This is a genomic window from Bacillus tuaregi, from assembly GCF_900104575.1.
GTDB lineage: Bacteria > Bacillota > Bacilli > Bacillales > Cytobacillaceae > Bacillus_BD > Bacillus_BD tuaregi.
In genome coordinates this window covers 3,664,992-3,678,446 of record NZ_LT629731.1, presented here as the reverse complement: position 1 = coordinate 3,678,446, position 13,455 = coordinate 3,664,992, and the positions used below count along the sequence as shown (strand labels likewise).

Below are 13,455 nucleotides of genomic sequence, written 5' to 3'. Positions count from 1 at the left end.
TGATTTTATAAATAAAAGTAATAAGCTACTAAAATAAAAAACATCAAATTATTGGAGGAATAAATCATGAAAAAAACAGTTCTTGTAGCATGTGGAGCAGGTATTGCAACGTCAACAGTTGTTTGTAATAAAGTAGAAAATCTATTAAAGGAAAATAATGTGAATGCAGAAGTTGTGCAATGTAAAATCGCAGAGGTAAAATCCCGTCAAGCTGGTGCTGATTTGATCGTTTCTACTACCATTTTACCAACAACATATGATATACCAGCTATCATTGCGACAGCTTATATTACTGGAATTGGCATGGAAGCATTAGATAAAAAGATTCTTGATCAACTTAAATAAGATAGATTTACATGAGAATTGATGCAAATCAATTCTCCTCCTTGCTTCATAGAATTATATCTCTTATAGAAATGTGGGGGTTAACATATGGAAAGTTTATTAGCAGGCGTCCAATACGTGTTAAATTTGGGTCCAACTGTCATCTTGCCTATCGCTATTTTAATTATCGGATTACTCTTCGGCACTGGATTCAAAACATCATTCAAATCAGGTATTACGATTGGTATTGGGTTCGTGGGTATTAACTTAGTTATTGGCGTATTAACAGGGAACTTAGGACCAGCTGCTCAACAGATGGTTGAACGCTTTGGTTTAAACCTAACTGTTATTGATGCTGGGTGGCCAGCAGCAGCAGCAGCTTCTTGGGCTTCACCGGTAGCAGCTATTTTAATTCCAATTTGTTTAATAGTAAATATTGTATTGCTAATGCTTAAATGGACAAAAACATTGGATATTGATATTTGGAACTACTGGCACTTTATTGCAGCAGGTGCGACAGGATATATCGTTACAAATAGCTGGGTAGTAGCAATCATAATGGCAATTATTTATGAAATTTTAGTATTAAAAATTGCTGACTGGACTGCTCCTTTAATTCAAAAGTATTTTGGGCTTGAAGGAATCTCTCTTCCAACAGGTTCAACAGCAGCGTTTGGTCCTATTGGTATTCTAGTTGGTTGGTTAATCACAAAAGTCCCTGGTCTTGGTAAATTACATGCAGACCCAGAATCCATTCAAAAGCGCTTCGGTATCTTCGGTGAACCAATGATGATGGGATTAATTCTCGGTGCAGTTATTGGTTTATTAGCAGGTTATGATGTTGGCGGCGTAACACAAATTGCGATTTCAATGGCAGCTGTTATGTTTTTAATGCCTCGTATGGTGAAAATCCTAATGGAGGGTTTAATTCCAATCTCTGAAGCAGCACGTAACTTCCTGCAAAAGCGTTATGGAGATCGTGAAGTATATATCGGTTTAGATGCAGCCTTATCAGTAGGTCATCCGTCTGTTATCGCAACAGCATTAATTTTAGTACCTATCACAATCTTCATCGCGATTATTTTACCAGGAAACAAAGTATTGCCATTTGGTGATTTGGCAACGATTCCATTCTATATTGCATTCGTAGTTGCTTTCCTAAGAGGAAACATTATTCATTCAGTCATTGCAGGCTCGGTCATGGTTGCTTTATCGCTATGGATGGCAACAAACTTTGCTGAAGTACACACGCTCTTAATGGAAGGTGCTCAATTTACTGCTCCTGGCGGTGCTACTGAAATTTCAAGCTTAGACCTTGGCGGTAACTTGTTAAACTGGTTAATCCTAAAATTATCTCAGGCATGGCATGCAATTTTTTAATCATTAACACTAATATTCAATTGGTTTATATATTCATTTCACTCGATAAGACAAAATGTTCAAAAGACATTTTGTCTTATGAGTTTTAGGGCAGTATCTAGATAGGTTGTAAGGAGGTAAAAGGATGAAAGCAGCAGTGTTATATTCTGAAAACAAAATTGTATATCAAGATATTGAAATAGATGCTTGTAAAGCAGATGAAGTGAAAATCAAGGTTATGGCTGTTGGCATTTGTGGTTCAGATACTCATAAAATGACCAGTCAATGGAAGTATGCATTACCGGCCATTATGGGTCATGAGTTTTCAGGCTATATTGTTGAAAAAGGATCTGATGTGACAAATTACCAAATTGGTGACCGCGTTCTAGGTGTTCCGTTTGAGCCTTGTCATAAATGTGAGTATTGCTTAAGAGGACAATTTTCTCTCTGTGAAAATTATGGAATGATTGGTTCAAAATCCTTTGGTGCATTTGCAGAATACGTCAATGTCAAAGCTTCAAATGTACTTCCAATCGGTGATATGGATTATGAAGAAGCAGCGATGGTAGAACCGCTTGCAGTTGCCCTTCATGGTGTATTAGGAATTGAACCGCGGATTGGTGATATAGCAGCTGTTTTTGGAGCAGGGACAATCGGCATGCTAGCGATAGAATGGTTGAAAATAGCAGGAATCAAAAAAATCATTGCAATTGATATTTCTGACGAAAAGCTGCAGGAGGCCGTGAATCGAGGCTGTGACAAATCAATCAATCCTGTTAAGGAAGACTTACTTGAAAAAATAAACGAATATACAAATGGCCTTGGGGTGGATATTGCTTTAGAATGTGCCGGCTCAAAAATAACCCAAGAACAATGTCTTCTGATTACTAGAAAGAAGGGTAAAGTAGGGTATTTAGGCATTGCCTATTCAGATGTTCATCTTTCAGAGAAAGCATTTGAAAATATCTTCAGAAGAGAATTAACTCTTAAGGGCTTTTGGAATTCTTATTCCGCACCGTTTCCTGGTGAAGAATGGATAACAAGTATTGACTTTATTAATAAAGGAAAAATCAATCTTAAGGAATTGATTTCACATCGATTTAAGCTTGAAGATACACAAAGAGCATTTAATATGATGATCAATCGTGAAGAGCCGTATGGCAAAGTAATGATTAAACCAAATGAGAAATAAGTGAAAGCGGGGTAATTGGAATGAAAGCAGTTATGAAAAATGAAGTTGGATATGACAATATGTCATTAGTAGATATTCCAGAACCAGCAGCAAAGGATGATAAAGTAAAAATAAAAGTTGCTTATACAGGTATATGTGGTTCTGATATTCATACCTTCAAGGGCGAATATGCTAATCCTACGCTACCGGTTGTACTGGGACATGAGTTTTCTGGTGTTGTAGTTGAAGTTGGTACAGATGTTAAGAATGTGAAGGTCGGGGACCGGGTAACAAGTCAAACTACGTTTACTACATGTGGAGAATGTGAATATTGTTTAGAAAAAGACTATAATCTATGCTCAAACCGTAAAGGACTGGGTACGCAAATTAATGGAAGCTTTGCTGAATATGTTATATCACGTGAAGAAAGTGTCCATGTATTACCAGAGGAAATTAGTTTGATGGCCGCTTCATTAACTGAACCACTTGCATGCTGTGTTCATGCTGCGTTAGAAAAAACGACCGTGAATCAAAATGATAAAGTACTTATCTTTGGTCCAGGACCCATTGGTTTATTATTAGCCCAAGTGGTAAAGGCGCAAGGAGCATTTGTTATTCTATCCGGTATTACGAAAGATATGCCTCGTTTAGAATTAGCCCAATCAATGGGAATAGATGTGATTGTCGACAGCCTTAAGGAAAATCTAGAAGAGGTTGTTTTAAAGCATACAAATGGATATGGCGTCGATAAAGTATTTGAGTGCTCTGGAGCCGTTCCTGCGTTAAATCAAGGTTTACCATTAGTGAAGAAAAAAGGAACCTTTGTGCAGGTTGGTCTTTTTGCCGAAAAATTAAACCAGCAAAATCAAGATTCAATTATCCAAAGAGAAATTACTTATATTGGAAGCCGTTCGCAGAAACCAAGCTCTTGGTTACTTGCCTTAGACCTATTAAAAGAAAACAAGATTGCTGTTGATAAAATGGTGACAAAGGTCGTTCCACTTGAAGATTGGCGTGAAGGTTTTGATGCGGTAATGGCAGGGAATGAAATTAAAGTATTAGTAGAGTCTTAATCTAGTAGAATGACATCATCTTAATGGGAGCTCGCTGATTTCATGTCAGCGGGTTTTTTATATTATTTATGAACTAGGCCTTCGTACGCTGCATTTTTCATCACAGTCAGATACAGTCCCTGGGACATTTTATGGGATGAAACCGCATCCAATTTAGATGTTTCGAATGATACTATTGTATTGTGAAAGGGCTTTAATGGGTAAATCACCTTATTAACATATCAATCTTATCATTCTCCTAAAAGGAGGCGAAAGCATGCATTCCATCGCAGCATCTATTATGTGCGGTGATCAACTTAACCTTGGACAGGAGCTTCGAAAGTTAGAAGAAGCAGCAGTTGATCTACTTCATTGTGATGTTATGGACGGTAGCTTTGTAAATAATTTGGCAATGGGTCCATATGTACTTGAACAAATTAAGGAACGAACGAGTATTCCGCTTGATATTCATTTAGCAACGGAACAGCCATCAAAATATATTGATATGTTTGCCCCCCTTCAGCCAAAGTATATCTCTTTTCACGTTGAGGTATGTGAGCAAATTGAGAAGGATATTGAGAAAATTAAAGGTTATGGGATTGAGCCTGTCTTAGCTGTAAATCCTGAGAGTCCGATTGAAATGATTAAACCCTATTTATCAATGGTTCCAATGCTGCTAATCATGACGGTTAATCCAGGCTTTGCCGGTCAAAGGTTTAATCATCACGTACTAGAAAAATTAGTAGTGCTCTCTAAGTTGATTGAAACAATGGAAAATAAGCCTCTTATTGAAGTGGACGGTAATATCAATGTAACAACGGTACCTGCCTTAATTGATAGGGGTGCTAATGTATTTGTACTAGGTACATCTGCTCTTTTTAACCATCAAAAGGGTACATATGAACAAAAGGTCAACGAAATAAGAGAGCTGTTTGAGAAAAGGCGAATTTGATTATGACATAAGGAGAGGTAAAGGGTGAAAAAGATAGCCATCTTAACCAGTGGTGGAGATGCACCAGGGATGAATGCTGCCATTCGTGCGGTTGTTAGAAGAGGAATCTTTAAGGGTATTAATGTATACGGAGTAAGGAATGGATATAAAGGTTTAATGGCAGGGGATTTTGTAGAAATGAATCTTGGTAGTGTAGGTGATATTATCCACCGCGGAGGAACCATACTTCGAACGGCACGCAGTGAAAGGTTCAAGACAGAAGAAGGTCTGCAGCTTGCTGTCTCCAGTTTAAAAGAAGCCGGTATTGATGGTTTGATTGTGATCGGTGGGGATGGCTCTTTCCAAGGGGCGGGTAAAGTAACCGACCGTGGATTCCCAACGATTGGAATTCCCGGAACTATTGACAATGATATCGCAGGGACTGATTATACGATTGGGTTTGATACGGCTGTAAACACAGCAGTTGAAGCGATAGATAAAATCCGTGATACTGCCTTCTCTCATGAGAGTACCACCATCATTGAGGTTATGGGACGTGATGCAGGCGACATTGCCTTATGGGCAGGCGTGTGTGCCGGTGCAGAGTCGATTATTATTCCAGAAGCTGAATATGATGTTGACGATATTATCGTACGTATTCAGCAAGGAAAAAATCGCGGGAAAATGCACAGCATTATTGTCGTAGCTGAGGGTGTTTGTAAAGGAGAAGTAATCAGTCAAACCATTAGAGAAAGAACAGGACTTAAGACCAGAGTCATTGTTCTTGGATACCTTCAACGCGGGGGATCACCTTCTTCGTATGATCGAATGATGGGCAGTCAAATGGGAGCAAAAGCGGTGGATTTATTACTAGAAGGCGAAAAAGGCGTAATGATTGGATTGAAGAATAATCAATTAATTCATTTACCCTTTGCAGAAGCTGCTAAAGATAAACATGCTATCGATATGTGTGTATATAATCTAGCTAAAAGTCTTTCTATATAGGCTTACAAAATATAACTTCAATCATCCAAACTTAAGGAGTGTAAAATATGGTGACAACGATTACAAAACAAAGCACAGATCAACTGGCAGTCAATACGATTAGAGTTTTATCAATAGACGCAATTGAAAAAGCAAACTCAGGTCATCCAGGAATAACAATGGGAGCAGCTCCAATGGCTTATACATTGTGGGCAAAGGAAATGAACCATAATCCAAAGAATCCTAATTGGTTTAACCGAGATCGTTTTATTCTCTCGGCAGGACACGGCTCTGCCCTTCTATACAGTCTATTACATCTATTTAATTATGATGTGACAATGGATGACTTGAAGAATTTCCGCCAATGGGGCAGTAAAACACCAGGTCACCCGGAATTTGGTCATACTCCGGGAGTTGATGCAACAACAGGACCATTAGGTCAGGGAATTGCGATGGCAGTCGGTATGGCAATGGCTGAACGTCATCTTGCTGAGACCTATAATACAGAAGAATATCCATTAATTGATCATTACACATATAGCCTTTGCGGTGACGGTGATTTAATGGAGGGTGTATCAGCTGAAGCAGCCTCGCTTGCCGGTCATTTAAAGCTTGGACGCTTGATAGTTATGTATGATTCAAATGATATTTCATTAGATGGTGATTTAAAGCTTTCCTTCTCTGAAAGTGTTGAAGACCGCTTTGAAGCATATGGTTGGCAGGTCATCCGTGTAGAAGATGGAAATGATTTAGATGCGATTCAAAAGGCGATTCAAGAAGCTAAGTTAGACCTAGAGCGTCCAACGCTTATTGAAATTAAGACGACGATTGGTTTTGGTTCTCCAAATAAATCTGGAAAAGCTGCATCCCATGGTGCGCCGCTTGGTTCAGATGAAACAAAGCTGACAAAAGCATTCTATGACTGGGAATCAGAGACACCGTTCTTTGTTCCTGAAGGATTGACTGACCATTTCAAACTGATTGCGGAAGATGGCATGCAAAAAGAAGCCGCTTGGAATCAGCTTTTCAATGAGTATCAAACAGCCTATCCAGAACTGGCCGGAAGATTAGAGCTGGCAATAAAGGGAGAGCTTCCCGAGAACTGGAAGGCAGAATTACCAGGGTTTACAGCCGGGGACAAATTAGCAACAAGAGCTTCATCTGGTAAAATTCTCAATGCCGCTGCCAAGGCTATTCCTCAACTAATCGGGGGATCTGCTGACCTAGCGGGATCGAACAAAACCCTTCTGACCTTCGAAAAGAACTTCGCGCTTGATGGTTATGCGGCACGTAATATTTGGTTTGGTGTCCGTGAGTTTGCCATGGGAGCGGCATTAAACGGTATGGCGCTTCACGGCGGTGTGAAGGTATTTGGATCTACCTTCTTTGTATTTTCTGATTATCTTCGTCCGGCTATTCGTCTGGCATCATTAATGAAGCTACCGGTAACCTATGTATTTACTCATGACAGTATTGCCGTTGGCGAAGACGGTCCTACACATCAGCCAATCGAACACCTTGCAGCATTACGTGCGATGCCAGATCTTTCTGTTATTAGACCAGCTGATGCCAATGAAACGGTGGCTGCTTGGAGCTTAGCTCTTGAAAGTAATGATCAGCCGACGGCATTAGTATTGACTCGCCAGGATTTACCGACACTTGATGTTAGTAATGAAAAGGCATACGAAGGAGTGAAGAAGGGAGCCTATGTCATCTCAGAGGCTGCAGAAGATGCAGAAGGATTGCTACTAGCAACCGGTTCTGAGGTTTCCTTAGCAATAGAGGCTCAAAAAGCACTTGAAAAAGAAGGGATATATGTTTCTGTAGTTAGTATGCCTAGCTGGGATCGATTCGAAAGCCAGTCGAAGGAATACAAAGAAAGCGTCATTCCAAAGAACCTGATTGCAAGAGTTGCGATTGAATTAGGCTCTTCATTTGGCTGGAGAGAATATATCGGTGAATATGGAGAGAAAATAACGATTAATCATTTTGGAGCATCAGCTCCTGCGGATAAATTAATGCAGGAATACGGATTTACGGTAGAACATGTGGTTCATACCTTTAAAAATTTAGCAGATAAAATTAATTAATAATTAGAAAATAGAATATCGTATGACGAAAAGAAATAATTTTTAAAAAACGATAAAAAAAGAAGAAATATATTTTTGAGTATGGTAATATATATGTCGGCAGCCTTTTGTACAAAAAATTTCTTTTATAAGAAGTATGGAATAGCCATACATTACGAGGGAGAAAATAGATATTGACCATTATCCTTTGTAATAGAGGAGAAATGTGCAATAGGCATAATGCACATTGCAATTATGGTTAAAAATAAAATAATTTTAACCTATAAACTGGAAAAGGGGTTAGAAATCATGGCAGAAAAAACATTTATTATTACAGATGAGGCGGGAATTCATGCTCGTCCTGCAACCATTTTAGTAAATACAGCGAACAAATTTAGTTCAGATGTAAGCCTTGTATATAATGGGAAGAGCGTTAACTTAAAATCCATTATGGGTGTAATGTCACTAGGTGTTTCTAAAGGTGCAGAGGTAACAGTAACTGCGTCAGGTGCAGATGAACAAGAAGTAATTAATGCACTGACTGAAACAATGAAAGAAAATAAATTAATTAGCTAAATGATAAGCGTCTGAACAGTGTAATAGGTCATTCCTATTACACTGTTTTTTTATGGGAAGGCATCGGTGTTGGCTTTTATTAGCAGCTGACATTTCGTTTGGGACAGAAGTGTACTGTGTCTGGTATTAAAGTAGGACTATTTGAGTGTGCTTTTATCTTAAAAGCAGTAATAGTATAATGAAGCGAACAGTAACTTGACGAAACTCTATTTATTAATAAAGGAGATTAGGATGAGGGAAAATCAACAACTAATTAAAAGCTTTAAAGGGTCTATTCAGCAGATGTGGGAGAATGCAGGCTTTGCGCAGCCAACGTCCATTCAATCTTATGCTATTCCGCACATCTTGGAAAAAAAGGATGTCATAGCTCAATCACCGACAGGTACCGGAAAGACTTTAGCCTATTTGCTGCCAGTACTAAACATGATTGATCCAGAGAAAAAGGCTGTGCAGGCAGTCATTCTAGCGTCGTCACAGGAGCTCGTCATGCAAATTCTTAACGAAATCCAAAAATGGTCGGAAGGCAGTGGTATTAGAGGTGCTTCCTTTATCGGTGGGGCGAATGTAAAGAGACAGTTAGAAAAGCTAAAAAAGCATCCGCATATCGCGGTCGGCACACCAGGCCGTGTACTTGAATTAATTAAACAAAAGAAGCTGAAGATGCATGAGGTGAAAATGGTTGTCCTTGATGAAGGTGATCAGCTGCTTGTACCGGAACATACCGGTACAGTCCAACAGATCGTGAAATCGACTCTAAGTGATAGACAAGTTGTTCTGTTCTCAGCGACCTTGCCTGATTCAATCGTAGGGCTAGCAAAGGAGCTTACGAATGAGGCAGAAATCATTACAGTGAAAAAGGATGCCACCATTCATGCAGAAAAGGTGAACCATATTTATTTTATCAGTGAACAGAGGGAAAAGATTAAGTTGCTTGAGAAAATATCTCGTTTGAAAGCGCTAAAAGCACTGGTATTTGTCAAGGATATTGGGAATTTAAACGTTCTCGCTGAAAAGCTGCAATTCAAGAAAATAAATGTCAGTATTCTTCACAGTGATCTGAATAAAATGGAACGGCAAAAAGCATTACGTTCTTTTCGCGATGGTAAAACATCGATGCTGATTGCAACCGATGTAGCTGCAAGGGGTCTTGATATTGAAGGGATTACCCATGTTGTCCATTATGATTTTCCAAAGGATATAAATCAGTATGTTCACCGTTCTGGAAGGACAGGAAGGTTTGGTGCAGCCGGGACGGTTGTATCACTAGTGACAGAAAGGGAAGAGCGTGATTTGAAGAAATTCGCAAAAGAAATAGGTGTCCAACCGACAATGAAGAGATTCCACGGCGAGGATATTGTTGAGGGCAAATCTCGTTCTCCGATTAAACGTTAAGATTATAAGAATTCGGACGCTATTCCGACGGGCGAATTTGATTTAGAGCTTACCTAGAATAAACTCCTAAAAACGAGTCATACTACCACTGTAAGCTGACTTTAAAGGAGTGGTAGTTAGTATGGGAAGAACGAAACGCGGTAATGCAAACGCCCAGCGAAATAAGAATAAAAAAGAGGCAAATCGTACAAGTGAAGAATTAGTCGAGTTTCAAACAGTTACGAAAGAAAGAGGCGCAAGACCAACGTTGGATTAACATGGAAAGATGAAAAAACAAGGCTTCCACTTGGGAAGACCTTGTTTTTTTTGATGTTCTTTATAGGGTAAAAAAAGCAGGCTTTTATTGAATACGTCGTAGCGGTTTATTGGCGGGGCCTTCAACTACTTCGCCGTCATAGGAAAACCGGGAGCCGTGGCATGGGCAATCCCATGTCCGATCACCGTGGTTCCATTCACATTCACAGCCGAGATGTGTGCAGGTGGTATCAACGATATGAAGATGGCCATTGATATCACGATAAGCTCCTGCACGCTCGCCGTTATACATGATGGGTGCACCTTCATCATGAACTAAATCACTTGGATTCGTCGGTAAATACTGAAGCTTTCCTTTTAATAAATGACCGGCAACATCTGCATTAATGCTGATAAACTTTTTGATAGATGGATCCGCTTTTTTATGCCGTGTAGGTGAAAATAGGTCTTGGTATGGGTTTTGCCGATTAAGAATCATATCAGTTAATAGTATGGCTGCAGTTGTACCGTTTGTCATTCCCCATTTTCGGTAGCCGGTTGCGACGAGAATATTTGGTTTTTGCTCTGTAATATGGCCAATAAATGGAAGCTTATCAAGTGTAATCAGATCCTGTGTACTCCAACGATATGCATATTCTTTGATTCCCAATGTTTTTTCAGCAAAGGCTTCCAAAGCCTGATAATGCTGCAGTGTATCAGGGCCCTGGCCTGTCTGATGATTTTCTCCTCCGATTAAAATGAGCGGTTCTCCCTTAACCGGTGTATAGCGTAAGGAGCGGATCGGGTTGTCAACACTTACATACATTCCGCCGGGGAATTCCTTGCCAGCCTTTACAGCGATGACATAGGATCGTTCAGGGTACATTTTTGTAAAGTATAATCCTTCTTTGTCAAAGAAAGGGAAGTGGGAGGCGATGATTACCTGCTTGCAGGATACCATATAACCATCCCTCGTTATAACTTTGGGTATATCATTTTCCTCTTCTATATCTGTCGCGGTGGTTTGTTCGAAGATATGTCCTCCAGCTTCAAGAAATTCAAGGGCAAGCTGCTTTAAGTATTTCAATGGATGAAATTGTGCCTGTTCCTTCATGGAAAGTGCCTTCTTGATTGGGATGTCAAACGGAATGGTATCATGGAGTTCGCCGTTAATTCCGAGTTTTTTGTAGGCCTCTGCTTCCTTATTAAGTTTACCGGCGTACTCATCGGTTGTCGCGTAAAGATAAGCATCCTCCTGGCTGAAATCACAATCGATATTTTTCTCCTTGATAAGATTCTGAATGAAGTTCAATGAGCTTTCAGCTGATTGATAATAAAGCTTTGCTTTTTCTTCACCAAAATGTGAAATGAGTTCATCGTAGATTAGACCATGCTGAGCCGTTACCTTTGCCGTCGTATGGCCGGTGGTGCCGTTTAAAATCTTTCCTGCTTCTAGGATGGCAACGTTTAAGCCTTCCTGCTTTAAAAGATATCCCGCTGTAATTCCAGTAATCCCTCCGCCAACAATAACGACATCAACGGATATATCCTTTGTCAATGGCTCCGATGTCGGTAGAGAAACCTCCTGCCAATACGGTTCAGGAAATTGAGGCAGCGAATAGGATGAATCATTCATGGGAAACCCCTCCTGTCATAACATATAAAGGTAATTTCCCCAACCAACCGCAGATATATACATTGCGTTAAAGCGCTGGGGGACAGTCCCCCGCCCAGGTAATGCGTTAAAGCGCTGGGGGACAGTCCCCCGCCCAGGTAATGCGTTAAAGCACTGGGGGCCTGACCCCCGCTCGGGTAATACGTTAAAGCGCTGATGCTTGGTTTTTTATGAGTCTTTTAAGTTTTGGTTTTTTTGGATAAAATTTCTTTTTGTTTGACATGATAAGGGGTGATGAAGGAAGGCTTTTTGATTTGAGAGGTGGAAGATGGTTACCATATCATACTTAGCTGTGTTTATTTTGTTAGGAAGCTTGATTACTTGTATTGATACAGTTTTATTCGACTATACCTTTTTAGAGGTATTTTATCAGTTATTTCGATATCAGCTTCTTCAAGATAGAATCATTCTCTACTCGACTTGTTTAAGCGGCCTCGTATGGGCGATAGTAGTCGATGTTCGAATTAAACGCAAGAAAGGGCATCCGAAGAATCCTTAACCCCTAACTGGCTGTTCGTCATCATATATTCGAGTGCTTTCTTTAATAGAGGATGTGTTTGCATGCAAAAGGAAAATTTATCACTCTCCCAATTAGTAGCCCTAATCTTTATTTTTTTACTAGGAAGTGCCATGATCATGGGGGTTGGAGTGGAGCTTAGACAAAGTGCCTGGGTAGCAATTGTTATCGCGACTGGGTTAGGTACAGGACTTATGTATTTTTATTACACCTTGAATCATATGCTTCCAAACCATAATCTATATGAACTAATGGAGTTCGGATTTTCCAGACCTGTTGCCGTATTTTTCACTATTTTATATATCATTTATTTTCTTTATATTTCTTCACGACTAAACAGGGATTTTGCAGAACTTATTAGTACCTCGGTTTTGCCCCTTACACCGATTGAAATCATCGTCCTGACTGTCATGCTTGTTATTGTCTATATTATCTATCTTGGAATTGAGGTGCTGGCAAGGGTATCGGAAGTTTTCTTCCCTTATTTAATCGGCTTTTTGTTTTTGATTATTATTTTTCTGTTTGCCAGCGGCAGAATCCACTTTCAAAATGCACGGCCCATACTCGGTAATGGAATAATACCGGTCATTAAAGGCATATTTCCAGGTCTTATAACCTTTCCGTTTGGTGAATTGATTGTCTTTACAGTAGTTTTGTCAAGTATAACCCATTTTCAAAAGGCAAAAAAGGCAACACTTATGGCGGTTATCATGGCCGGTCTTTTTCTGGCCTTTGCCTCATTTATTGTGCTTCTTGCTTTAGGAGCAGACACGATGCAGTATTCACAATTTCCTTTGCTGTCTGCGGCAAGAAAGATTTCTGTTGCCAATTTTATTGAACGAACAGACGCCTTTGTAGTTTTTATCATGATGTTAGGGATTTTAGTAAAAAGTTCCCTTTTCTTTTATGCTGGATTGAAAGGACTTGAGTATATTTTTCGCATTCCATATCGTAATTTTACTTTTCCAATTGGCATGACGGTTTCATGCTTTTCCATCTGGGTGGCGGAAAACTTTGCTGAGCATCTGGAAGAAGGAATCATATTTGTAACAAAATATCTGCATCCACCGATGCAGTTTGTGATTCCGCTTTTTTTATTTGGCTCCATTGTTTGGAAAAATAAACGAAAACAATCTGCAGTAAATAAGCCGGCCGGCTAAGCCTTAACAGA

The 13,455-nt window shown here is 39.6% G+C and carries 13 protein-coding genes; 12 read left to right on the top strand and 1 reads right to left on the bottom strand.

Annotated features, from left to right (window positions below; translation table 11 throughout):
* The first annotated feature begins 66 nt into the window (after positions 1-66).
* The 10 genes from BQ5321_RS20140 (at position 67) to BQ5321_RS24870 (ending at position 10,114) form a co-directional block, all read left to right on the top strand.
* Positions 67-345 (top strand): PTS sugar transporter subunit IIB, encoded by a 279-nt coding sequence (locus tag BQ5321_RS20140; RefSeq protein WP_071396178.1) that lies wholly within the window; start codon positions 67-69, stop codon positions 343-345.
* 87 nt (positions 346-432) lie between these two features.
* The gene (locus BQ5321_RS20135) at positions 433-1,704 is read left to right on the top strand and encodes a PTS galactitol transporter subunit IIC (protein WP_071396177.1); all 1,272 of its coding nucleotides are present in this window, start codon (positions 433-435) and stop codon (positions 1,702-1,704) included.
* 124 nt (positions 1,705-1,828) lie between these two features.
* Positions 1,829-2,875 carry a galactitol-1-phosphate 5-dehydrogenase gene (locus BQ5321_RS20130; protein WP_071396176.1) on the top strand — a complete coding sequence of 349 codons (1,047 nt, stop codon included), beginning with the start codon at positions 1,829-1,831 and terminating at the stop codon, positions 2,873-2,875.
* 20 nt (positions 2,876-2,895) lie between these two features.
* On the top strand, positions 2,896-3,927 hold the full coding sequence (locus BQ5321_RS20125) for a zinc-binding dehydrogenase (protein WP_071396175.1): 1,032 nt from the start codon (positions 2,896-2,898) through the stop codon (positions 3,925-3,927).
* Between the two features lie 256 nt (positions 3,928-4,183).
* Positions 4,184-4,858, top strand: a complete 675-nt coding sequence (locus tag BQ5321_RS20120) for a ribulose-phosphate 3-epimerase (RefSeq protein WP_071396174.1) — start codon at positions 4,184-4,186, stop codon at positions 4,856-4,858.
* A gap of 24 nt (positions 4,859-4,882) precedes the next feature.
* A complete protein-coding gene (gene pfkA / locus BQ5321_RS20115) occupies positions 4,883-5,842 on the top strand; it encodes a 6-phosphofructokinase (RefSeq protein ID WP_071396173.1) in 960 nt (319 codons plus the stop codon).
* Between the two features lie 47 nt (positions 5,843-5,889).
* Positions 5,890-7,911: a transketolase gene (tkt, locus tag BQ5321_RS20110; RefSeq protein ID WP_071396172.1), complete on the top strand. Its 2,022-nt coding sequence runs from the start codon at positions 5,890-5,892 to the stop codon at positions 7,909-7,911.
* A 288-nt stretch (positions 7,912-8,199) separates the two neighbouring features.
* Positions 8,200-8,466 carry a phosphocarrier protein HPr gene (locus tag BQ5321_RS20105; protein ID WP_071396995.1) on the top strand — a complete coding sequence of 89 codons (267 nt, stop codon included), beginning with the start codon at positions 8,200-8,202 and terminating at the stop codon, positions 8,464-8,466.
* Positions 8,467-8,697: 231 nt separating this feature from the next.
* On the top strand, positions 8,698-9,858 hold the full coding sequence (locus BQ5321_RS20100; RefSeq protein WP_071396171.1) for a DEAD/DEAH box helicase: 1,161 nt from the start codon (positions 8,698-8,700) through the stop codon (positions 9,856-9,858).
* Positions 9,859-9,979: 121 nt separating this feature from the next.
* Entirely contained in the window at positions 9,980-10,114 is a 135-nt protein-coding gene (locus BQ5321_RS24870; RefSeq protein ID WP_261798746.1) for a hypothetical protein, read from the top strand.
* Positions 10,115-10,198: 84 nt separating this feature from the next.
* Here BQ5321_RS24870 and BQ5321_RS20095 read toward each other — a convergent pair whose 3' ends face one another.
* Positions 10,199-11,728 (bottom strand): FAD-dependent oxidoreductase, encoded by a 1,530-nt coding sequence (locus BQ5321_RS20095; protein WP_071396170.1) that lies wholly within the window; start codon positions 11,726-11,728, stop codon positions 10,199-10,201.
* Positions 11,729-12,035: 307 nt separating this feature from the next.
* Here BQ5321_RS20095 and BQ5321_RS24125 point away from each other — a divergent pair, with 307 nt between their 5' ends.
* Together BQ5321_RS24125 and BQ5321_RS20090 are read left to right on the top strand one after the other, a co-directional pair.
* On the top strand, positions 12,036-12,266 hold the full coding sequence (locus BQ5321_RS24125) for a hypothetical protein (protein ID WP_139187836.1): 231 nt from the start codon (positions 12,036-12,038) through the stop codon (positions 12,264-12,266).
* Between the two features lie 62 nt (positions 12,267-12,328).
* Positions 12,329-13,444 carry a GerAB/ArcD/ProY family transporter gene (locus BQ5321_RS20090; RefSeq protein WP_071396169.1) on the top strand — a complete coding sequence of 372 codons (1,116 nt, stop codon included), beginning with the start codon at positions 12,329-12,331 and terminating at the stop codon, positions 13,442-13,444.
* The last annotated feature ends 11 nt before the right edge of the window (positions 13,445-13,455 follow it).